This is a genomic window from Ignavibacteriota bacterium, assembly GCA_016218045.1.
Lineage (GTDB): Bacteria > Bacteroidota > Ignavibacteria > SZUA-365 > SZUA-365 > JACRFB01.
Map to the genome: position 1 here is coordinate 156,414 of JACRFB010000052.1, position 23,610 is coordinate 180,023.

General features: G+C 59.8%; 18 protein-coding genes. 5 read left to right on the plus strand and 13 right to left on the minus strand.

Going from position 1 to position 23,610, the window contains the following annotated elements:
- The first annotated feature begins 104 nt into the window (after window positions 1-104).
- Genes HY962_13830 through HY962_13840 form a run of 3 tightly spaced genes read left to right on the plus strand, consistent with a single transcriptional unit; the run spans window position 105 to window position 5,655 of the window.
- Window positions 105-1,454 carry a TolC family protein gene (locus tag HY962_13830; GenBank protein ID MBI5648005.1) on the plus strand — a complete coding sequence of 450 codons (1,350 nt, stop codon included), beginning with the start codon at window positions 105-107 and terminating at the stop codon, window positions 1,452-1,454.
- On the plus strand, window positions 1,451-2,581 hold the full coding sequence (locus tag HY962_13835) for an efflux RND transporter periplasmic adaptor subunit (GenBank protein MBI5648006.1): 1,131 nt from the start codon (window positions 1,451-1,453) through the stop codon (window positions 2,579-2,581). Before HY962_13830 ends, HY962_13835 begins: the two co-directional genes overlap by 4 nt.
- Window positions 2,578-5,655 (plus strand): efflux RND transporter permease subunit, encoded by a 3,078-nt coding sequence (locus HY962_13840; protein ID MBI5648007.1) that lies wholly within the window; start codon window positions 2,578-2,580, stop codon window positions 5,653-5,655. The genes HY962_13835 and HY962_13840 overlap by 4 nt, the downstream gene beginning before the upstream one ends.
- Before the next feature lie 1,591 nt (window positions 5,656-7,246).
- Here the strand turns inward: HY962_13840 and HY962_13845 are convergent.
- From HY962_13845 to HY962_13900, 12 genes are all read right to left on the minus strand, one after another.
- Window positions 7,247-7,999, minus strand: coding sequence for a hypothetical protein (locus HY962_13845; GenBank protein ID MBI5648008.1), 753 nt, complete (start codon window positions 7,997-7,999; stop codon window positions 7,247-7,249).
- A gap of 91 nt (window positions 8,000-8,090) precedes the next feature.
- Entirely contained in the window at window positions 8,091-8,873 is a 783-nt protein-coding gene (locus tag HY962_13850) for a hypothetical protein (GenBank protein MBI5648009.1), read from the minus strand.
- Window positions 8,870-9,691, minus strand: a complete 822-nt coding sequence (locus HY962_13855) for a hypothetical protein (GenBank protein ID MBI5648010.1) — start codon at window positions 9,689-9,691, stop codon at window positions 8,870-8,872. The genes HY962_13850 and HY962_13855 overlap by 4 nt, the downstream gene beginning before the upstream one ends.
- A 48-nt stretch (window positions 9,692-9,739) precedes the next feature.
- Complete coding sequence (locus tag HY962_13860; protein ID MBI5648011.1) at window positions 9,740-10,489, minus strand: tetratricopeptide repeat protein; 750 nt, start codon at window positions 10,487-10,489, stop codon at window positions 9,740-9,742.
- On the minus strand, window positions 10,486-12,354 hold the full coding sequence (locus HY962_13865) for a protein BatD (protein ID MBI5648012.1): 1,869 nt from the start codon (window positions 12,352-12,354) through the stop codon (window positions 10,486-10,488). The genes HY962_13860 and HY962_13865 overlap by 4 nt, the downstream gene beginning before the upstream one ends.
- A gap of 8 nt (window positions 12,355-12,362) precedes the next feature.
- Window positions 12,363-13,157 carry a tetratricopeptide repeat protein gene (locus HY962_13870; GenBank protein MBI5648013.1) on the minus strand — a complete coding sequence of 265 codons (795 nt, stop codon included), beginning with the start codon at window positions 13,155-13,157 and terminating at the stop codon, window positions 12,363-12,365.
- Window positions 13,158-13,171: 14 nt separating this feature from the next.
- Complete coding sequence (locus tag HY962_13875) at window positions 13,172-14,209, minus strand: VWA domain-containing protein (GenBank protein MBI5648014.1); 1,038 nt, start codon at window positions 14,207-14,209, stop codon at window positions 13,172-13,174.
- Window positions 14,210-14,228: 19 nt separating this feature from the next.
- Window positions 14,229-15,227, minus strand: coding sequence for a VWA domain-containing protein (locus HY962_13880; protein MBI5648015.1), 999 nt, complete (start codon window positions 15,225-15,227; stop codon window positions 14,229-14,231).
- Window positions 15,220-16,182 carry a hypothetical protein gene (locus HY962_13885; GenBank protein ID MBI5648016.1) on the minus strand — a complete coding sequence of 321 codons (963 nt, stop codon included), beginning with the start codon at window positions 16,180-16,182 and terminating at the stop codon, window positions 15,220-15,222. The genes HY962_13880 and HY962_13885 overlap by 8 nt, the downstream gene beginning before the upstream one ends.
- Window positions 16,179-17,054: a DUF58 domain-containing protein gene (locus HY962_13890; protein MBI5648017.1), complete on the minus strand. Its 876-nt coding sequence runs from the start codon at window positions 17,052-17,054 to the stop codon at window positions 16,179-16,181. The genes HY962_13885 and HY962_13890 overlap by 4 nt, the downstream gene beginning before the upstream one ends.
- 35 nt (window positions 17,055-17,089) lie before the next feature.
- Window positions 17,090-18,079 carry a MoxR family ATPase gene (locus tag HY962_13895; GenBank protein ID MBI5648018.1) on the minus strand — a complete coding sequence of 330 codons (990 nt, stop codon included), beginning with the start codon at window positions 18,077-18,079 and terminating at the stop codon, window positions 17,090-17,092.
- Window positions 18,080-18,315: 236 nt separating this feature from the next.
- Entirely contained in the window at window positions 18,316-19,281 is a 966-nt protein-coding gene (locus HY962_13900; protein ID MBI5648019.1) for a radical SAM protein, read from the minus strand.
- 269 nt (window positions 19,282-19,550) lie between these two features.
- On the opposite strand from HY962_13900, the gene mtgA reads away from it, so the two are divergent.
- Window positions 19,551-20,225, plus strand: coding sequence for a monofunctional biosynthetic peptidoglycan transglycosylase (mtgA, locus tag HY962_13905; GenBank protein ID MBI5648020.1), 675 nt, complete (start codon window positions 19,551-19,553; stop codon window positions 20,223-20,225).
- A gap of 23 nt (window positions 20,226-20,248) precedes the next feature.
- The gene (locus HY962_13910) at window positions 20,249-20,899 is read left to right on the plus strand and encodes an ATP-binding protein (protein ID MBI5648021.1); all 651 of its coding nucleotides are present in this window, start codon (window positions 20,249-20,251) and stop codon (window positions 20,897-20,899) included.
- Between the two features lie 160 nt (window positions 20,900-21,059).
- On the opposite strand, the gene HY962_13915 is transcribed toward HY962_13910, so the two are convergent.
- Window positions 21,060-22,790, minus strand: coding sequence for a hypothetical protein (locus HY962_13915; protein ID MBI5648022.1), 1,731 nt, complete (start codon window positions 22,788-22,790; stop codon window positions 21,060-21,062).
- Window positions 22,791-23,610 lie beyond the last annotated feature (820 nt).

The window sequence follows — 23,610 nt, forward strand, 5'->3', positions numbered from 1 at the left end:
GCAAAGTAGCACAGCGGCCGTCACACCGCAAAGGTGCGTCTGGCGACCGGGGGGTTTGCACCGTCCGACCTTGGAATCCTGCCCGAAATCCACCATCTTTTTCCATGCACACATCACGAAGAACGACCACGTACCTATGCCTCAGCGCGTTGGCGCTTGTGCTGTGCTGCCCGCCTTACGGACGGCTCTGGGCGCAGCAGCGAACCCTGACTTTCGACGGCGCGGTGCGCGGTGCCCTCGAGCGGCACGAACGCGCCCTGGCGGCCGGCGAGCGTATCGACGCTGCCGATGCCCGCGTGATGCGCGCGCGCGCGGCCTTCCTTCCGTCACTCAGTTTTGCGGGCACCTATACACGTCGCGCGTTCGAAACCGTGCGCCAGGTCGGCGGCGACGAGATTACCATCCAGAGTTTGAACGCCTTTTCCGCGGCGGCAAACGCCTCGCTGACGCTGCTCGATCCGCGCCTCTTCCCTCTCTACAGCCAGGTAAAAAGTGACCGCGACGCCTCCCAGGCCGAAGCGTGGAATGCCGCGCGACTGGTCGCCTACGACGCCGCGGCCGCCTATCTCGACGCGATCGCGGCCGAGCAGCTTCTGCAGGCGGCCGAACGGCGCCTGGAACTTGCGCGCATCAACCTCGACGCCGCGCGCGCGCGGTATTCCGCGCAGCTCGCGGGCATCAACGACGTGACCCGCGGGGAGCTCGAATACGCCACCGCGCAGCGCGAGCGCACCACCGCCCGAGGCGCGCGTGAAACAGCGCGGCTGCGGCTGGGCTACAGCATCAACAGCGCGCCGCCCGACTCGCTTGCGCCGCCCGACGACATACTCATGATCGCGGGCTCGTACATGGCCGTCACCGAGCGCCTCGTCGAACTCGCGCTGCGCCTGCGCGCCGACATCACGATCAGCCGCGCGCGGGCCGACGCATTGCGCGCGTCCGCCACAGAAGCCGTCATGCGCGCCCTGCCCAACGTGACGGCGGTGGCCCAGTACCGGTGGACCAACGAGGCGGGCTTCAGCGGGAAAAACACCAACTGGTATGTCGGCGCAAATCTGGCGTGGACGCTGTTCGACGGCGGCGCCTGGCTGGCCGACCGCGCGGAACGCGCGGGAATGGCCGACGCGGCCGATCTTGAATCCCGCGCCATCGAGCGGCAGATCGATGTCGACATCCGTGCCGCCCTCGTGGCCCTCACAAACGCGCGGGCCGCGCGCGACCAGGCGGATGTGGCGCTCGACGCGGCGCGAAAAAACGCCGACGAAACACGCGAGCTGTACCGGCAGGGCCTTGTCAGCGCGCTCGCAAGCGCCGACGCAAACGTACGTCTCTTCGAATCCGACGTCGCGCACACACAGGCGCGCATCGGACTCGTGTCGGCCTTCCTCGCGCTGCGCGCGGCGATTGGCTTCGATCCTCTCGGCAACGATCTCACCAGGCGAAGCGCGGAATGAAAAAGACAATATACTCCTGTATTCTGGCAGTTCTTCTTATTGCGGGCTGCGGCAAAAAATCCGGTCCGGAACAATCACGCGGCGGCGGAAAATCGATGCAATTCCCCGTGGAAGTAGCCGTCGTCGAGACACGTCCGGTTGTCTATTCCGTCAGCGCGGTGGGATCCGTCGAGGCCTTTGAAACCGTGCAAGTGACGGCCCGTGTTGCTGGTGTGATCGAGCGCATCCGTTTTGCTGAAGGCCGGAGCGTGCGCAGCGGTGACATACTTGCAGACATCGAACCTGAGCGCTACAAACTCTCGCTCGACGCAGCCAAGGCCGCTCTCGAAAAGGCAGAGGCGGCAAAGGCCGACGCCGAGGCCGGTCTGGCGCGCCGCGAATCGGTGGGCAAGGCAACACCCGGCCTCATACCCGGCGAGGAACTCGAAACCTGGCGCACAAAAACACGCGCGGCGGCCGCCGATCTCGCGATGGCGCGTATCGCGGCGGATCAGGCCGCGCTGAATCTGCGCGACGCGCTTGTCAAGGCGCCCGTGGGAGGAATCATCCAATCCCGCACGGCGCAGACCGGTCAGTACGTGCAGCCCGGCGCCGTGCTCGCCACACTCGTGCGGCGCGATCCCCTGCTGCTGCGCTTCCGCGTGACCGAACAGGACGCTCCGCGCCTGCGTGTCGGACAGCGCGCGCAGTTCACCGTGCGCAACGACGACGCCGTGTACACGGCCACGATCAATCACGTGGCCGCGGCGGCCGACGAACGATCGCGTATGGCGAATGTCACCGCCGAGGTGCGCGACACGCGCAGTGCCGCGTTGCGTCCCGGCGCCTTTGCCGAGGTGCGCATCCCGATCGGTGATTCGAAACTCATGCCCGTCATACCGCAGACCGCCATACGCCCGAGCGAACGAGGATTTCTCGCCTATGTCGTCGAGGGTGCTGTCGCCCGTGAGCGCGTCCTGCGCATCGGACTACGCACCGAAGACGGCCAGGTCGAAGTGCTCTCGGGTCTGACCGCGGGCGAAAAACTCGTCGTGCGCGGCGCCGAAGCGCTGCGCGACGGAGCGGCCGTACGCAGCGGAAACAAAAAAGGCGGGAGCCGTTCCGCGGAAGGGCGCCGCGACAAATGAATCTCACCGAGATCGCGATACGAAAACCCGTATTCGCGTGGATGATCATGGGCGCGACTGTCGTCTTCGGCATCGTGGCCCTCTCGCGCATCGGCATCAGCCAGTTCCCGGATGTCGACTTCCCCACCATTTCCGTGAGTGTCTCCTGGGAAGGTGCCGCGCCGGAAATCATGGAGAAGGACGTCGTCGAGCCGCTCGAGGAAGCATTGGTGCAGGTTGAAGGATGGAAGTCCATCACCAGCTCCGCGCGCATGGGCGGTGCCACCGTCACTCTCGAACTCGATCTGTCGCGCGATGTGGATCTGGCTCTGCAGGATGTGCAGACGCGTGTGTCGCAGGCGCAGCGGCGCCTGCCGCGCGACATGGATCCGCCGGTCATCAGCAAATCGAATCCCGAGGACAATCCCATCATGTGGATCGGGCTCTCGGGTCCTTTCCCGCAGCGCGTGCTCAGCGATTACGCGCAGTACCGTATCAAGGAACGGCTGCAGACTGTGCCCGGTGTGGGCGAAATCACGATGGGCGGGTATCTCGATCGCAACGTCCGCATCTGGGTCGACGCGAGCAAACTTGACGAGCGCGGCCTGACCGTGCGCGACGTCATCGCGGCTCTGCAGCGCGAACACGTGGAACTGCCCGCGGGCCGCATCGAGACGCAGGGGCGCGAAGTAAACGTGCGCGTGCTGGGCGAGGCCATGAACCTCGACGTGCTACGGCGCATCGTTGTGCGCGAGAACGACGGAAGTCCCGTGTATCTGCAGGACGTCGCTCTCGTCGAGGACGGCTTCGAGGATGTACGTCGTCTCTCGCGCGTGAACGGGGTGCCCGCGCAGGGCATGGGCATCAAGAAGCAGCGCGGCGCAAACGCCGTGGCTGTGGCGCAGGATGTGAAGGCCATACTCGCCGACCTTCAGCGCACACTGCCCGAGGGCATGGAACTGGGAATCAACTTCGACGCCACCACATTCATCGAGGAATCGGTGAATGAGATTCAGTTCGAACTGATACTCTCGGTACTGTTGACGGCGCTCATCTGCTGGGTGTTTCTCGGTTCCATGTCGAGCACCGTGAACGTGGTGCTGGCCATACCCATGTCGCTGCTGGGCACCGTCGCGGTGATCTACTTCGCGGGATTTACGCTCAACACCTTTACCCTGCTCGCACTCGCGCTGGCCGTGGGCATCGTGGTGGACGATGCCATCATGGTGCTCGAAAACATATTCCGGCATTTCGAGGGGGGCGAAGACAAGGTCACCGCCTCACGCAACGGCACCAAGGAAATCACCGGCGCGGCCTTCGCCGCAACACTTGCCGTGGTGGCGATCTTTATCCCCGTAGTTTTCATGCAGGGAGTCGTCGGGAAGTTTTTCCTGCAGTTCGGCGTCACGCTCTGTGTGGCCGTGCTGCTCTCGTACCTCGAGGCGATCACACTCGCGCCGGCGCGGACCTCGCAGATCATCCGCACCGCGAGTGAAAGCCGCAACCGCGTGGGCATGGCCGCCGACCGCGCCTTCGGGCGTCTCGAAGGAGTCTACGCGCGCGCCCTCGGGTGGGGTCTCGCGCGGCCGAAACTCGTGCTTCTCCTCGCCGGCCTGCTGTTCGGCGGATCCATCGCGATCTTCGCCATGATGCCGAGCGAATTCGTGCCCTCGCAGGATCAGAGCCGGCTCATGATACGGCTGCAGACGGCTGTCGGAGCCGACCTCATGGAAACGGATAAGCTTATCCGAAAAGCCGAGGCGATACTGCAGAATAAACCCGAAGTGGAGCGGCTCTTCGGGTTTGTGGGCGGCTTCGGATCGGGTGGAGTGAACGCCGGCACCTTCTTCGTCACGATGAAACCTCCGTCGGAACGCGACGTCACCCAAGCCGAATTTGCCGGGGTTATCCGCCGCGAACTCAACTCTATTCCGGGATTGCGGGCCGTCGTGCAGGACCTCTCGCAGGCCGGCTTCACCGCGCAGCGCGGCTTCCCTGTCGAGTTTTCCGTGCGCGGACACGATTGGGACAAACTCGTCGACGTGAGCGACAATGTCATGCGCACACTGCAGCAGAGCGGCACTGTGATCGATCTCGACACCGACTACCGCCTGGGTATGCCCGAACTGCAGGTCGCGCCCGACCGCGCCCGCGCCGCCGATGTCGGTGTGCCCATCGAGGACGTCGCCACAACAATCAATGCGCTTGTGGGCGGCGTGCGCATCGGCAAGTACAGCGACGGCGGACGACGCATGGACGTGCGCCTCCGCCTGCTCGCGCCGCAGCGGTCGCGGCCGGAGGATCTCGCGCGTCTGAGCGTCCGGTCCGCCTCGACGGAACTGCTGCCGCTCTCGGCTCTGGTAAGCACCAACGAGCAGCCCGCGCTACAGGCCATAACGCGCCGCGACCGTGAACGCGCCATCACCATGTACGCCAACGTCGCGCCCGGCAGGTCGCAGGACGAGGCGCTGGCCGAAGTCGAGAAGCTGTCGCAGACGCTGCCTATCGGGTACCGGCTCGTGCTCGGCGGCGCCAGTGTCGCCTTCCGCGAATCGATGAGCGGACTGTTCTTCGCCCTGTTCCTCGGCATACTCGTGGCTTACATGGTTCTGGCGTCACAGTTCAATTCGTACATCCATCCTGTCACGATTCTCACCATCCTTCCCCTTTCAGTGGCGGGCGCGGTGCTTGCGTTGCTCGTATTCGGAAAGACGTTGAACATCTTTTCGATGATCGGTCTGCTGCTGCTCATGGGTATCGTGAAGAAGAACTCGATCATTCTTGTGGACTTCGCGAACCAGATCCGCGACCGCGAAAAACTCAGTCCGACCGACGCCATGCGGCGCGCCGGACCCGTGCGTCTCCGTCCCATTCTCATGACCGCCACCGCGACACTGATGGCGGCGATTCCTCCCGCCATGGGCATCGGCTCAGGTTCCGAAATCCGCACACCGATGGCCATCGCCGTCATCGGCGGCCTCGTGGTTTCGACCGTGCTCAGTCTCCTCGTTGTGCCCGCGTTCTACGTGCTCGTCGACCGCGCCCCCGCGCGCTTCAAACGGCTGTTCGCGTGGGGGCGGAACGGGAAACGATGAAAGGTGAAAGGGACACGGGAAAACATAGGTCGTGGATCTGGAATGCATGTGCGTCCAGTACGAATGGGCTCCGGCAGGGCCGACCGGCGGTCGATATACTCCTGCTAAGACCTGCGCACAGTCGAATCTCCGGCCCGGCATCACAGCGCACATCGGCCTCATCGCGTTGTTTTGAGGGCGACCGCCGGTCGATGTACTGTTGTTGAGTCTCGCATAGCATCGAACCTCCAGACTGGCCTCACAGCGCACATCGGCCTCATCGCGTTGTTTTGAGGGCGACCGGAGGTTGATACATTCCTGCTAAGACCTGCGTGCAGTCGAACCTCCGGACCTGCATCACAGCTCAGATCGGCCTCGTTGCGTTGTTTTGAGGGCGACCGCCGGTCGCCCCTGTCGGAGGCAGACCGCGGACAAGACAAACGCAGCTTGGATCGAGAGAGTCCGGCAAGCACTTCTTTAGGCTCTCATCCAGCGGGAACAAAAATTCATGTCCGCGCGTACTACACTACATGTGTTTCGACCCTATCGGGATCGCAGCACACGAATCCAAAAACAGCAAGGGAAGCGTTTCAGGATGAGTACGCCGCGTATGATCTTTAGAAGAAGGAACACAAGACGATGCCGTTCGCATTCATACAGCGGGGATGGTATGTACCATTTAACGCTGCGTTCCGCGGTGATGGAAAATCTCTTTGGGATGGTGACTCAGGCAGGGGTTGTACTAAATGAATATGGGCGGATCGCACATGAAGAGCTCCTTCGCACAGAACAAATCCGCCAGGAACTCAGCATTCTTCGTTTTGTGATCATGCCGAATCACATTCATTTGCTCGTTGTTCTCAAGCGTTCAACCGATTTTTCTTTATCGAATTCGCGGACAAAGGTATCGGGATCAGCATATAACCGGCGCAGGTCTACTCATGCTGGCACCGGGCCACATCCCCGCTCTACCGCAGGCCCACCGCCGCGATCACTCGGCTCCTTCGTTGCAGGCTACAAGTCTATCATCACTAGGAGAATTCGAGAAATCTCTGGACAGAGCGGAGCGGTTATTTGGCAGAGGAATTATGATGATAGAATCGTCCGTTCGCACCGCATGAAACAAATTGTCTGTGGCTACATTCAACGAAATCCCCAACGTGAATGGATACGCCTTCAGCAGCATCAAATCCCCTGAACAATTGAACGAAAATCTGAAAGATTCGATCCGAAACGTGTGTTCGATCCCCACGAATGGGCTCCGACAGGGGCGACCGGCGGTCGCCCTTCATTCGGCAGACTGGATCCGCACCGCGATGTTGTTGAAGAATTCCTCTTTCGATCCGAAACGTGTGTTCGATCCCCACGAATGGGCTCCGACAGAGGCGACCGGCGGTCGCCCTTCAACCGCACACGTCGATACGCATATGGATAATGTTGAAGAATTCCTCTTTCGATCCGAAACGTGTGTTCGATCCCCACGAATGGGCTCCGACAGGGGCGACCGGCGGTCGCCCTTGCCGCAAAGGTTCGGACACCTTAATCGCCCCGCACACATTCACACCGCGGCATGACACCGTGCGCCGGAGTCAACCATCGCGCCTCTATGCCATTACAAGCGCATCCCCAACGACACGCCGAACTGGACCGGATTATGTTGTAATGATGGGTGTGTGGGAATAAGGGCGGTGAGCTGATACGACCAACCGATTTCGGGAGTCAGTGTCATCGTATCCATGAAGACGAAATCGTAGCCCGCTATCATCGACACCGAGACCAGGCCGATGCGCAAATCGGCGAAGTGTGCGTCGAGGGCTTTGTCGGTGACCACCCATGCACACGGAGTGCCTGTAGTCTGGTAATCAGCGACACAGCCAAGGATTTCATCCGCATCGGTGTAGCGTCCGGGGAGAACGAGTGAAAATTCGGGTCCTCCAGCGAGCCAGAATCTGCCGATCCCGCTGTGCCACTGCCCAAGAAGTGAACATGAGAGACGCGTGAGAGACATGTCGGCCGATCGCCGCATCATGACCTTCTGCAGGCGGATGGTCCCGTCGCTGCCGCGTGCAGGGATGGTGACAGTCCGTGTCTTCTCGTACGCCGCGGTGTACTGTTGCACCGCCATACGGGCGAGCACGCGCAGGTTGTCAGTAATACCGTATGAAAATCCCGCTCCCAGATACGCACCGAAACCAGTGGGGCTCTCATCGAACGTACATTCACAGGTGCTGGTAAATGATCCGCTCCCGCGCACGAGAACGGCGCCCGCCTGCACATGAAATACAAAGTATCCGGCGCCCGGCGCAAGCACCGGATCAGCAGGCTGAGCAGCAAGCGGGATGGATGCCGCGATGAGGAGCAACACGGTTTTGCTCCATCGTAAACATATCATTGCCAGAAGTGCTGAAGATTGAGACGCGTTCGTCCAGACCCTGCGAGCAGGCGTATGAGGAGATCTAGAGCTGAACAGTAAGCGCTACACCCGCGCGCAGCGGGAAATGACGTAACGCGTTTGTTGATGGCAGAAATGTTGTCACCGGATACGACCACATCAGCTCGGGGGTGATGGTCAGTCGTTTGTCGAGGATCAGATCGTACCCGGCGCCGATACACAACGATACACCAACGGTGCGCATGTCCTTGAACTGTTCATCGAGCGGTTGGTCTGCCAGGAGTATGTTCCGTGTGCCTGTGGATGCGTATACCCCGCGGCCCGAAATGATTTCCTCGGTCTCCTTGTATGCACCGGGAAAAAGAATCGCAACCTCCGGTCCGCCTGCAAGCCACAGTGTTTCGAAACCGCTGCGCCAGCGGCCCAGCACAGCGAAAGCGAGGGTGCCATATGCCATTTCCGCTTCGCGACGGAAGACAACCGTTGCGGTGGAACCGTCGGACGTGTAACGCAGCGCCGTGTTTTCCTTCGTGTAGGTGGCGGCGAGTGTTTGGTACGCAACACGCCCGAGCACGTCGATATCGCCCGTAACGGCGTACGAGATGCCCGCTCCGCCATAGCCGCCGAAGCCGGAGAGTCCCGCATCGAACAGACAGTCGCAGGATGTTGTGAAGGTCCCACTGCCGAGCGCCAGCAGGCCGCCGAAAAGCAGACTCGCATCCACACGGCCGACCCGCTTCGAATACTCCCCTTCACTGCCGCCCTGTGCGTACGTTGATGCGACGGAAAAGAGCAGACTGCAACAACACACAATGCCGATCGACACGACTCGTCGAATGTTTTTCATAGTCCGAACCTTATGAGGAGGCCAAACCCAACGCGCGGCTGAGACCACGACGGAGCGTTTGTGGAGAGTGATGTCAGAGGATAAGACAGACTCACCCGTGGTGCGAGATAGGTGTCTGTTCCGATGCGGATGTCGTAGCCCACCGCGGCTTCCAAACCAACCTGCAGACGCCGCACAGGTAGGACCTTGCTCCCATCAGCGTCGGTCAGCGCATCAATGGCCCCGTCGTGGTACGTGCGATCCGTAGTGCCCGTTTCAGGATAGCCGATTCCCGCGGTTTGAATACGTTCGGTTTCGAGCAGGTGATCTCCGCCGAGGTACCCCAGTGAAAGACCGGCGGCGAAATGCAGAGGCGCCTGCCAGGGACGCCATTCCGCCGAAGCAAGAACGCCAAACCACGAATATGAAAGCTCGACGCGCCGTGCAAAATCGATGGGACGGTACATGCCAAGGTCGGCAATATAGGTGATGCGTGTTTCGGCCGTCTCGTACGTCGCGTCCAGACGCCGGTACAGGCCGGCGACGGCAAAACGGAATTGCTCGTTGATCGCCATATCGAACTGCAGACCTGCCGTGGGGCCGGCTCCGCTCCCCTCTCCGTATCCGCAATCACAGGCCGTGGAAAAACTGCCGGCCGATATCGCAACATCGTACGAGAGAATTACGCCGATGTAGCGACGCCGCGCGGATGGTCCCTCATCAACTTCAGACGCAACCGCAAACGACTGCATCACGGAGAGAAGGCCATACAGCACGGCGACCAGGACACTCCGCCCTGCGGCCGCGTGAAATGAGCTGGAAAAGCGCTCTGTCTGCATGGATCGAATATCACAAAATCCACCGCGGATATCAAAGGCGGCGGTAACTCAGATCCGTTCGATGGCGCGCGTGTCGATCCAGCCCTCGGTACCGTCGGCGAGTACGATACGGCTCCACGTACCGCGCTGATCGCGAATCTCAACTTTGAGTCCTTCGTGGACAAGGAAACTTTCGATGCCGCTCGCGTCGGGAGCGCTGCGCACGGAGGCCTCTCGCGCCAGTATTATCGCATGGCGGCGGCTCTCGAGATCCTCGACACGATCCAGATACAGGAACAGTGATGCGCTGAACAGGCCGGCGAAGGCGATCCCCGCAAGCAGCGCGACACGTCGCAACAGCACGCGCTCGATGCCAAAAAACACAAAGAGAGCCGAGGCCAAGGCCCAGAGAATTATCGCGGACCACGTCAACAGCGACGCCGGCGTATTCTCGTCCTTCACGGTGTTCCACCACTGCACCACAAAGAGCAGCGGCATGGGTTCCACCTGGTCGCGGAGCCGGGCGTTGGCGATGGCGAGATTTTCCACAATGACAGCATTGGATGGATCGATGCGATGTGCGCGTTCATACGCAAGCACGGCGCGCGCCAGCGAACCACTCTTGAAATACGCGTTGCCCAGATTGGTGTACAGCGCAGCCGACGGCGCACTCTCCTTCAGCAGACGTTCGTAGAGCCCGACGGCGCTGTGAAAATCGCCGCGAGCATAGGCCGCGCCCGCTTCGCGGAATACTGCCGCCGGATCGGGGGCGGCATGCGCGCCTGCAACAAGGACGAGGAGCAGAAGCAGCCGTTTCATGCGCGCAAGGCCTGTTCGAGTGATACGATTGCGGTGCGCGCCGTGTCGTAGAGTCCGCGCATCTCGTCCTCGCTTGAACGGGTGGGCGAAAAGCGCGCGGCTTCCGTTGCGATAAGGGCCGAACGCACGGCCTCGACGGTCTCGGGCACGAGTGCACGCGCGACGAGCGCCTCCGTCACCGCATCCACCGACGTGTCGGAGGTCGGCAGCGCAAGTTTATTCTGCACGAAGCCCCAGAGCGCGCGCGCGATCTCAAGGTAATACGCGTCGATGTTGTTCGCCTGCAGATACTTCTTCGAGCGCGCGAGATGTTTCTCGGCCAGGCGTGTGGCGCGGCGCATGCGCAGGCCCGTCACGTCGCCATGGACACGGTCGTAACGGCGCTTCCAGACGAGCGCTCCCGCGAGCGCCGCGAGTGGCGCGCCGAAAAGCAGCAGCATACTTCCAGCGCCGGGCCGCCCTGGCTCGGAGGCCGCCTCCGCGTCGTACGGCAGCAGCGGATGTATGTCGCGACGGCGGCGTTCGGCGCGCAGACGCGAGGTCTCGTCGACGCGAGCGTTCGGATCGTCTTCCACGCGGAGCCGTACGGCCTCGCCCGTACGTTCCTCGTACCTGTTCTTGCCGATGTTGAAAAATGCGAAACTCGCGGCCGGAATGTCCATGTCGCCCGCGTAGCGCGGGATGAGAAGATATTCGAAGGTCTTCACACCGGTGATCGTGCCGCCGGAACGGATGATCTCCTCCGATATTTTCGGATCGTAGTGTTCGATGCCGTTGGGAAATTCGATGACGGGTTCTTCGAGGAGCTTGATGTTGCCCTCGCCCCGCAACACCACCTTCATAGTCGCGGTCTCGTTCACCTTGAGCCGCGTCTTGTCGATCGAAGTCTGCATGGTGAAGTCGCCCACGGCGCCGCGGAAGGAGTAGGGTTTACCCTGCTCGGGCAGGGGTTTCACCTGCACGCCGATCTTCTCGGTGAGCAGCGACTTCTGCACGTTTTTATACGTGTCGAAAAACGGATCATTAAAAAAACGATCGAAGAAGTCGTCGCCGGATTTCCTCTTCGCGCGCACCTGCACGGTGCAGTTGATCTCGAATGGATCGATGGTCAGCGTGCCCGTCTGCGTCGGGAAGTACACGACTTTTTTCATCGTGTACGTCTCGTACTGCTTCCCGCCGTACGACTCGACTTCCGGCCGCACCTGCTGCGGCATGTCGATGTCCTCGGACCAGAACCCCACCATGCGCGGGACCTTCGCGATGTTGTCCACACGGAACGACACGCGCGAGTACAACTTGTAGGTGACGAGAATCGGCTCGCCGACATACACGCTGCGCTTGCTCACCAGCGCCTTGATAAAAAGATTGTCGCCAAGATCCACCTTGACGGCCTCGTCGGACTTGCCCCCGCCCTGCGCGGGATTCTGCTGCTGTCCTCCGGGCGCGCCCGCCGTCACCTTGATGGTGAGCGCATTGCTCGCGAGGGTCTGACCGTCGTACTGAATCGTGGCGGGAAGAATGCTGTATGTGCCCGTGTTGCGGGGCTGAAGAATGTACGTCCAGGTAATGGATGTGGACGTGCGCCCGTTGATCCACTGCATCGACTGCGACGTGCTCGGCCCCATGAGCGTTAGAAAACTGGCGTTGAGATTCGGCTGGCGGAAATCTTTGTACGCCTTGAGCGCACCGCCCGACAGCGTAAAGGAGACCTGGAATTGCTCCCCGAGCGCCACCGTCGTCTTCGGCGCCGATGCGGTGAAATTTACGTCCTGTGCTGCGCCGGGAACGCCGCCCGTCATCCACACCAGGGCGGCCAGTCCGATAACAAGGGATAAACGCATCTTTTTATCCGATTCGTCGCGCATGGCCGGTCTCACCAGTCCTTTTCCACGGGCACGCGCGTGGCGGCGCGTTTCTCGCGGTTCTTCTTCTGCAGTTCCTTCTCGTCGCGCTCGAGGGCCTTCAGTATCTGCTCGGCCTGCTGCTTCGACATCTGCTTGTTGTCGCGCGGCGGGGGCGGCTGCTGCGAATCCTGTTTCTTCTGGTCCTGCTTCTGCTGATCGGGTTTCTGCTGCTGATCCTGCTTGTCCTTGTCCTGCTTCTGCTGATCCTGCTTGTTCTGGTCCTGTTTGTTCTGATCCTGTTTCTGCTTGTCCTGTTTCTGATCCTGCTTTTCCTGGTCCTTTTTCTGATCCTGCTTCTGATCCTTGTTCTGATTCTTCTGCTGTTGCTGCTGCTGCGCGAGCTTCTGCATCGCGTAGAGCAGGTTGTAGCGCGCGTCCTCGTCGTTGGGATTCAGTTTCAGCGACTGTTTAAACGCCTCGACGGCCTGTTCGTACTGCCCCATTTTCATGGCGGCGTTGCCGCCGTTGTACCAGAGCCGGGCGCCCTCTTCCTTGCTGCGCGCGCGCTCGCCCGCGCGTTTGTAGTGCTCGATGGCGCCTGCAGGATCCTCGGCGCGGTAGGCCGTGTTGCCGAGATTGTAGTGGCCTTCGACACGCCCGGGCTCCGTTGCCACGGCGTCGTTGTAGCGCTTTTTCGCTTCGGGGAATTTTTTCTCGCGATACAGGTCGTTGCCCTCGTTCACCTCGCGGCGGTACGTGGATTGCGCGTGCGCCAGCAATGGCGCGACGGCGAGAAGGAGCAGGATCAGGACGATGTGTTTCATGCGCGACGGTCCCTTCATTCCTTCGGTGCAAAAATCTTGAAGCGCGACAGGAATCGATTCCGTTTCTCCGACAGACCCGCTTCGAGCAGCAGCAGCAGAATGGCGGCGCCGAGCGGGTACTGGAAGCGGTCCTCGTAATTCGTGAACTGCTTCGTGCCGAATTCCTTCTTCTCCATTTTTTCGATCTGCGCGAACACCGCCGCAAGATCGTCGCGAGTATTCGATGCGCGGATATAACTCCCGCCCGTCTCCTCGACGACACGCTGGAGTATGGATTCGTCCAGCTTCGTGAGAATGGTTTTTCCGGACTCGTCGGCCTTGAAGCCCTCGGCGGCGCCATCGGGTCCGAGCGGAATCGGCGCGCCGTCGGGCGAGCCCATGCCGATGGCGTGTATCACCACACCCTTCGAGGCGGCGTCCTTCGCAGCGCTCACGGGATCGTCCTCATGATTCTCGCCGTCGGTGATGATGATCATCGCCTTGTGTTTGCCCTCGTCCTTCGCGAACGATTCGAGCGCCAGCGTGATAGCGCTGCCGATCGAGGTGCCCGGCGTCGGCGCGCTGCCGACCGTGATGATGTCGCTCAGCATCAAGGCCGCGCTGTAATCGGTGGTGAGGGGTAGCTGCGTGTAGGCGTCGCCTGAAAAAACGATGATGCCGATACGGTCTCCGCTGAGGCGGTCGATAAGCTGTTCGAGTTCGCGCTTCGCTGCCGTGATGCGGTTGGGCGTGATGTCCTGCGCGAGCATGCTCGCCGACACGTCGAGCGCCACGATGAGGTCTATGCCGCTGCGTGTCACTTCCTCGAACTTGGTGCCGATCTGCGGATTGATGAAGGCGAGTATCAGGCAGGCGGCGGCGGCGAAATGCAGGGATGCGCGCAGCCAGTATTTCACACGGCTCCGCTCCCCTACCATTCGCAGCATGGTTGCCTCGTTCCCATAGACCCGAATCGCCCGCGTCTTCAAACGCCAGACGAGCCACACAATACCGGCCAGCGGCAGCAGCAGCAGGAAGTAGACAAAATATTCCGGATGAGCGAAACGGATCATGTGTATGCGTGTGCGGCGTTTACGGGATTTTTCTGAAGACAAACGACGAAAGAAGTAGCTCGAGTGCAAGCAGCGCGGCGCCGAGCAGCGCCCAGTCCGAGAACAACTCCTTGTAGCGACGGAACTCGGTCACTTCGATCTTGGTGCGCTCGAGCGCATCGATCTGCTCGTATATTTCCGCGAGCTTGCGGTTGCTCGTGGCGCGGAAGTATTTCCCACCCGTAGCATCCGACACCTGCTGCAGCATCGCCTCGTCGATTTCGACGGGCATCTGCTGGTACACGATGCCGTACGGCGTCTTGACAGGATACGGCGCCATGCCGCGCGTGCCTACGCCGATACAGTAGATGCGTATGCCGAACTGCGCGGCGATCTGCGCCGCGGTGAGAGGATCGATGGAGCCCATGTTGTTGATGCCGTCGGTGAGCAGGATCATCACCTTGCTCTTGGCCTTGCTCGTGCGCATGCGGCTCACCGCCGTCGCGATGCCTTCGCCGATCGCGGTGCCGTCTTTCAGGTTCCCCATCTTCACTTTCTTGAGGAGATCCGTGAGCACGTCGTAATCGGTGGTCAGTGGACATTGGGTGAAACTCTCGCCGGAAAATATGACGAGTCCGATGCGGTCGTTCATACGTCCGCGGATAAATTCCGCGGCAACATCCTTGGCCGCCTCGAGGCGATTGGGCCGGAAGTCCTCCGCCAGCATCGATCCCGATATGTCCACCGCCAGAGTGATGTCGATACCTTCACGGAACACATTCTCGCCCTTGGCCGTGCTCTGCGGCCGCGCGAATCCGACGATCAGAGCCGCAACGGCAATCACCCGAATGATGAAGGGCAGATAGCGCAGCCGCACCCGCCAGCCCGCCGGAGTGCCCGCGAAGGCCTCGAGCGAGGAATGCCGCAGCGATGAGGTTCCGCGGCGTCCGCGCCAGAAATACCAGGCCGCGTACAGCGGCAGCACGGCCAGCAGCCACAGGAAACCCGGATTCGCAAACTGCGTGTGTGCGTCAAACATCGAAGCGTTCCTCCCCGCCCGACTCCGTGCGCGGACGTGTGGCTTCGAGGAACTCCCACGCGGTACTCATCGCGCGCGCATGTTCAACGGGCGAGGGCTCGTATTTCGCGAACTTTGTCATGTCGGCCAGACGCAGCGACTGCTCGAGTGTCGTGATACGCGCCGGATCCACTCCCGCGCGCGCGAGTCCGATCACGATTTCGGTGCTCGTCTGCTCGAGCGCCGGCTGCGCGAAACGCCCCTCGATGTACTCGCGCACAGTATCGGACACAGCGCTCTGATATTCCTTGTGCCGGCCCTGTTCCCAGAGTTTCCGCGCCTCAATGTCGCGCAATTTCGCCGCGGCGATATCGTACGCCGGAACCGGCTCGGGCTCGGGTTCGGCGTAGGTTTCCGGCTCCGGTTCGGGCCTGCGGCTGTAGCGGCGCCACAGGTACCACAGCAGCGCGGCAACACACAGCATCAGCAGCACGTAGAGCGCGATTTCCCAGAAGGTCAGCGGCACGTCGAGCACGTCCTTAATGTCGCGGAAGGCCTGGCTCGTGTCGACGGGGATGCCCGAAATGGTGAAGGCCAGCGGTGCGGTTTCTGCGCGGTACGTCGTGGTGTCGCCCTGCTTTTTGTAGCGGACGCTCAGCACCATTTGAACGCGCCCGGTGTCGAAACAGGCGATCGTGTACTTCTTCGTCACAACGGTGCGCCCGTTCTGCGTGCTGCGCTGTTCGGGTTCCGATGACACGATGTCGGCGCCGCGTATATCGTCCTTGCCTTCGGGCAATGTCAGCGTCACGCCCTTTTCGGCCTCGACATGCAGTGTGGCGCCTATCCACGCGCCGATGAGTGCGCGGTTGGAATCGGCCGCGGCCGTCGCGCGCACGGGTTCCTGCGCGTCGAGCCGGCCTGCGCCGAGAAGCAAGATTAGGAGAAGCAACAGCAATGTTGCACGGAGTTTCACTGTCGACGCTCCCTCATGCGGAAGAATGCGACCAATGGCTGTATGTATGATCCGTGTATGTCGATGGCGATGGAATCGACGTTGGCGCGGGCGAAGAGGCGCAGCCGCTGCGTGATCCTGTCTGCCCAGGCGGATTTGTATTGTCCGCGTACCGCCGGAAGCGACGTGTCCACAAGACGTTCCTCGCCGGTCTCCGCATCGTGCAGCACCACGAGTCCGGCATCGGGCAACTCGGCTTCCTTCGGATCCTGCAGATGGACGGCGATGAGATCGTGTTTTCGACCCAGTATACGCAGCGGTTTGTCGAAATCGCCCGCGAGGAAGTCCGACACCAGAAACACGATGGCGCGTTTCTTCACGACGCGCGAGCAGTACTCGAGCGCCTGGCGGATGTTGGTGCCGCGGCCTTCGGGTTTGAAGGCGAGGAATTCGCGGATGATGCGAAGAATATGCGTGCGGCCCTTCTTCGGCGGAATAAACGTCTCGATGCGGTCGGTGAATATGATGAGCCCCACCTTGTCGTTGTTCTTGATGGCCGAGAAGGCCAGCACGGCGCAGAGTTCCGCGGCGATGTCGCGTTTGAAGCGCGCCCCTGTGCCGTATTCCTGCGAGCCGCTCATGTCCACGAGCAGCATCACGGTCAGCTCGCGTTCCTCCTCGAACACCTTCACGAAGGGTTTGTTGAAACGGGCCGACACGTTCCAGTCGATGGCGCGCACGTCGTCGCCGAACTCGTACTCGCGCACTTCCGAGAATTCCATGCCGCGCCCTTTAAAGACGCTGTGGTATTCGCCGGAAAAGAGCTGGTTCACGAGACCGCGCGTGCGGATCTCGATCTGCCGGACGTTGCGGATGATGTCTTTGGTATCCATCGGCGCTGTATGCTGCGCGGTGTGGCGCGGCGGAATCAGGGGACTTCGACGGTGTTGAGAATGTCCTGAATGATGTTCTCCGAGGTCAGGTTTTCGGCTTCCGCTTCATAGGTGACGGCGACGCGGTGGCGAAGCACATCAAATGCCACGGAGCGGATGTCCTCGGGAATCACGTAGCCGCGGCGCTGAATGAAGGCGTAGGCCTTGCCCGCGATCGCCAGGAAGATGCTCGCGCGCGGTGACGCGCCGTACGAGATGTAATCCGCCAGCCGCTCGAGTTTGGCCTCCTTCGGCTGCCTGGTCGCAAACACGATGTCGAGGATGTATTTCTCGATCTTCTCATCCATGTACACGGAATGCACTGCGCCGCGCGCGCGGAGCACGTCGTCGGCGCTCACTACGGGCGACACGCCCGGCATCTCGTTGGCCACCTGCTGGCGCATGATCAGCAGCTCCTCGTCACGCTTCGGATAGTCGATGATCACCTTCAGCATAAAACGATCGACCTGCGCTTCGGGCAGCGGATACGTGCCTTCCTGCTCGATGGGATTCTGCGTGGCCATGACGAGGAAGGGTTCCGGCAGCGGATAGGTGTGCTCGCCGATCGTGACCTGCCGCTCCTGCATCGCCTCGAGCAGCGCGCTCTGCACCTTGGCGGGCGAGCGGTTGATTTCGTCGGCGAGAATAAAATTGGCGAAGATCGGTCCCTGTTTCGTCTGGAAATCGCCCGTCTTCTGATTGTAGATCATGGTACCGACCAGATCGGCGGGCAGCAAGTCGGGCGTGAACTGGATACGATGGAAACGCGCATGCATTGCGGCGGCCAGGGTTTTGATCGCAGTGGTTTTTGCCAGACCCGGCACACCTTCAAGAAGGATGTGTCCGTTGCCCAGCAGACCGATCAGAAGCCGGTCCACCATGGCCTTCTGCCCGATGATGACTTTGCCGATTTCGAGGCGCAAGGCGTCGATAAAGGCGCTTTCCTGCTGAATTTTCTGGTTGATTTCCTGGATGTCGATACTCATGGATGCTCCATGGTTATATGAAAAAACGCCCGTTATTAGTGAGGAACAAGGGGCGCAGCTTCGCGGGCAATGCCAATCGCAAGTACGAATTTAGCGCAAAAATGGCGAAAAGGCAAAGGGTGTACGCTCGGAATCCAGGGCAAAAATGCACCCACGGAACAGGTGTGAGACACGGATACCTTATGGGTTGACACAGAACGTGTTCCGTGTTATTCCGTGTGTTCCTCGGGAATGACCTACCGCAGCTTCCGTTGTTTCAGGTATTTGTGATACCCATACCGCAGTTTCGAGGGCACCGAACGAATTGAGAGCGCGTTCACCGGAAACGCGAAGGAGGGCTCGAAATAACAATTCACGGTGCAACCCCGGCAGAAATCGTGACGGCCCTGCCTCTCCCGATGCCAGGCGACACGGTCGGATCTGTGCGCCGCCACCAGCGAATCTCCTATCGGAATGGATTCGTTGCTGAAATGGTAGCACGGAAGCAGGATGCTGTTCTCGGGCGACACAACAATGACCCGCGACACGGCCTTGCACAGTGGCTTCGAAGGATCGTTTCCGCCGCGGCGCCGCAGGGCGAGGAACGAGGGATTCAGATACACCCCCGCCCTGCTGCTGAATTTTTCCACATAATCCATAGCTTCATCTGTCAAGCCCTGTTCATTGAAATAACTGAAGATGGGATTGAGAAGAAGAAGAAGATTTTGTGCCCGAGCAAGCGAATGCACAGCCGGCAGTTGTTCGTAGTTTGTGTTGGTGATGGTGAAGAGCAGGTCGGGATGTTCGCCGAGCGCGCGGGCGATTTCGATGGATTCGAGCACGGCATCAAAACAGGGTACCCCGCGCAGGGTATCATGTTCCTCGCGGTCGGCGCTGTCGAGCGAGAAATGCAGCAGACCGACACTGCCCCGCAGTCGCTCGGCCCATTTCGGGTACAGCAGCGCGTTCGTGGTGATGCTGGCGGTCATTCCCAATTCCGTCGCCCGGCGCGTGAATACATCGATATCGGGATGGAGGAGCGGCTCCCCTCCCGTAAAATCGATAAACCGAACTCCCAAGCGCCGCAGCTCCGGGAGATTCCGAAGCACATCCTCCGTGCGCGCGTGTGTGCTTGCCTTAAACTGCGCGTGATCCCCGAAATGACAGAACGGGCAATATGCGTTGCAGCGATATGTGACGTAGTAGTTGCAGAGAATCGGCATGAAACTTCGGTGGGTCTGTATACTCGTGTTGAAGACCGGAGCGCTTCGGAAGCGCCTTCCGTATCCTCTCGATGGCCTGTGAATGTAATTGAATTCTCGTGATCACAAGGTACATAGATTCTCCAGATTTTGTACGCCATCCCTTCCGTACTGTGCCCATCCCTCCCCCCGCTATCATTCTGAATTCTGGATTCTTGCTTCTGGATTCTTCCCCTTGAATTCTGCGTTCCGTATTCTATCTTTCGGGCATGAAAGTGTTCCGTCCCCGCATGACCGCGTCCCGTTTCTTCCGCATCGTGCTGTTTGCGATCGCGGGCTACGTGGCCTTCGTGTACTTCACTCTTCCGGGCGCGGGCATCATTGCGCTGCGCGACCGCGATCCGGAGATGTCGGCACTGATGCGCCAGCGCTGGGAGGAGGCGGGAGGCACACTCGAGATCAAGAACACCTTTGTGCCGCTCGAGAAAATTGCGCCCAGTTTTGTGCGCGCCGTACTCGCAGTGGAAGACGGAGGATTTTACCGCCATTCGGGCATCGACTGGCGCGCGCTCGAGAACGCGATGAAACGCAATGAGCGGTCCGGACGCATCCGTTTCGGCGGCAGCACGATCACGATGCAACTCGCCAAGAACCTCTTCCTCTCGAACGACCGCTCGTATCTGCGCAAGGTAAAGGAGGCGATACTCACCTTCCGCCTCGAGAAGCATCTGCCGAAAAAACGCATCCTCGAAATCTACCTGAACATCATCGAACTCGGTCCCGGCATCTTCGGCGCCGAGGCGGCTGCGCGCCACTATTATCACAAATCCGCCGCCTCGATGTCGCGCGAAGAGTCGATCCGCCTCGCGGCAATCATTTCGAGTCCGCTGAAACACACCCCCTTCGAGAACGGGCGTTTCATCAACAGGCGCAAGGGCACGATTTACAGAAAGATCGGCGGCTAGCGCCCCGCCCCGGACCACGCGTCATGAAGTACCACGTCTTTACCGAGCTGGTGGATGCGGGCGAAGGCCTGCACGTGGAATTCAAACGCAAGGTTTCGTCGCCCGAAAAGATCGCGCGCGAGATGATCGCCTTTGCGAACACGGCGGGCGGCACGGTGATCTTCGGTATCGACGACGATAAGGCGCTTGTGGGGGTTGTGAGCGAAAAGGGAGAACTCGACGACATCCGTATCGCGGCCGAGGAACTGGCGGATCCGCCTCTGACCTACGACGTCACGATATTTAATGTACAGGGACGCGATGTGATCTGCGTCGAGGTGCCCGAAAGTCCGAACAAACCGCACATGCTGGTGGACTCGCACGATGGCGAGGCCAAGGCCTACGTGCGCGTGGGCGAGAACAGCATTCAGGCCAGCCGTGAAATGGTGAAGGTGATGCAGCACCGCAGCGGGCAGACCGGACCCGTGCGCCTCATCGTGGGTGAAGCCGAGCGCCGGCTCTTCGCCTATTTCGAAAAGGCCGACCGCATCACCGTGAAAGAGTACGCGGAACTCATCAACGTCTCTGACCGCCGCGCCTCGCGCCTGCTCATCCGTCTCGTCCGCGCCGGCGTCCTCGCCATTCACACACTCGAAAAGTCGGACTATTTCACCCTCGTGCGGCTGCCGGAGTAGAACGGTTAACGGGAAAAGGGAAAGGGGAAAGGGGACAGGGTGTGCGCTGAATTTTTCAGCTTTGCAACCTTCCACCTTGCTACTTACTGCTTTCCACCTTGCTACCTTCTACTTTCACTCCTCCTTCCACCTGGCGCACGAGGATTAGAACGGGTATTTCTCACCGCGTGCGATATACAATGAGTGGTAGAACGGAGCGCGTGGTACCATTGCTCGCATGAATGTAGTACGTGCCGGGCGCGAGATGCGAGACATTGTACGGGACGGAGAATGGTCCGGCTTCCCGCTCGCCATCGAATACTGACCCTAATTCACGGCCCTGAATGTCGTGTAATGTAAGCGTGAGATGCCCGGCGGCACCGTTGTTTCCGGATATTGTTGTGTCTCCTGCGGCGGGCGAGGGGTAGGTATATCCCAGTTGAATGTCATTCGGCTCCTTCGAAGCAAGAGACTGCACGGACACGACCCCGGATGTCGTAATCTTCGCGAGATAGAGTTGATACGATAATTCACCTGAGTTTAACTGTGCCCACACGAGAAATGCTTCGCCAGGCTTCACCATGCGGATCAGTTGATGATGAATGGCTGCTGGTCGTGGAGGATTCGTCTCAACCTCTATGCCGTCGACTGTGGCGGAGCCAGGTGCCGTCCATCGTGCGGTCCCAGTGCTGTCAATCCACTGCACCCAGTGCTCGCGACTACCGTACTGCCCACCGGTGATGAATAATCCGCCCTTGCCATCTGGGCTTGCCTCACACTCCGGATAAAAGGATTCTTTACGATACCCATTGCTCTCATCAACGACGGTCACACCATGATGTCCAAGTCTCGTTGGGTTCCAATATGAGCTATCAAGATTATTAGAGTAATGCTGAGCCTCATAGTAAACAAAATTTGGGGCGCCGAGAAACGTATAATATAAATACACCCCGCCCTTTCCATCCGGCAACATGTCACCCTTTGAACGACCTTTCATAAGTACTACACCATCGGTGCCGAAAGAACATTTCCCGTATTTGTCGAAATGTTGTGCCGCTTGGTCCCGTACAAACTCCTTATACCAGAACACATACACACCGCCGGCATTGTCCTCCACCAATTTCACAAGCTGCCAATTCCAATTCGGGTGCTCCGCCACGGGTATCCCGTTTTCCGTCCACTGCGCAACCCCATTGCGATCGAATTTTTGGATGTATACCTGGTGATCTACATCGGTTCGTTTCTCCGTCCAGCGCTCGATCCAGGCCACGTATACATCGCCACTGCTGTCGGCACAAAGAACGTCGATGCCTGCAATGTATGCGGCACTATCGGGCCTCTGTGAAAGCAACACACACGAGTCACCCCACATCGGCCGACCACCCGAATCCACCCGCTGGATCCACGGGCGCGTGAAATCCCAGTTGTAACTTACAACATACATTCCTCCCGCACCGTCGGGCGTTACATCCACCAACCCAGCAGGACGTGATGCGCTGTTAATCACCACGCCGCCGGAAGCCCAATACTCCTGCCCAGCCGTGTCGATCTTCTGTACCCGTACGTAAGGATAATGCACCCATGCCATTGTTACAGCGCCGTTATACATGGGGGTGACTTCAAGATATTGCTGCCGAACGGAATCTGTGATGGACACTTGTTTCCCGTACCGCTCCCAGAGAGGCCGACCGTCATTATTCACACGCTGAATATATACATCTTTCCGAACGCCATACGTGACGTCTTCCCAGGTAACAAATGCACCTCCTGTTCCGTCCGGTATTAGTCTAGGGTAGAAAAACTCGCGAGCGGATAGAGGATCAGTCAACGGAAGTCCGTATCGCAGCCACTGTGCACCGGCGTTGATGTGAAGGAGTATTGCTGCAAAACAGATTGTCAGGATTGTTTTCATGACACACCCCCTATCTCAGCAGACGTAGTGTGCCGGTGGTCGTACCGTGCTCAGTTACGATACTATAACGATACACTCCCGCGGGAATGGACGGAGCAGCGTTGAAGCGCACAGCATGTTCACCCGAGCTCTGCACACCGTCGTACAGTGTTGCCATCTCGGAGCCGAGGGTGTTGGCGATCTCTTGCGTCCATTGTGCCGTGGTCAACGTATCTCCGTTTCGGACCGCATCACGTTCCGTGTCGGGCCACATTCCATACAGCCCGATCGGGAAAAAGGTTGTCGAATCCATAACCCGTGTTTGGGCGTGGGCTACCCCCCCCCCCCCCGCAAAGGATAACTGCCATCACGCACATTGTTGCCATGAGACTTCGCTGTGTTTTCATACGTGCTCCGATTGATGTGCACTGCCCCAGTGCGGACATCATTGTCCGATTATCACTGAAATGAACATACGCATCGCCAAAGGTGAAGTCAAGCAGTGCAAAAATTCCACATCCTGCTGGCTTACAATTCGATTTCGTGATATCAATCCGCCATTCCGTCAGGCCGCTCTGCCATTCCATGATCGCAAAAGTCCATTCGGTGAAATAAAACGTCCTTCCGGAAATGCGAAACGTCCTTCCGGAAATGCGAAACGTCCTTCCGGAAATGCGACACGTCCTTCCGGAAATGCGACACGTCCTTCCGGAAATGTGAAACGTCCTTCCGGAAATGTGAAACGTCCTTCCGGAAATGTGAAACGTCCTTCCGGAAATGTGAAACGTCCTTCCGGAAATGTGAAACGTCCTTCCGGAAATGTGAAACATCCTTCCGGAAA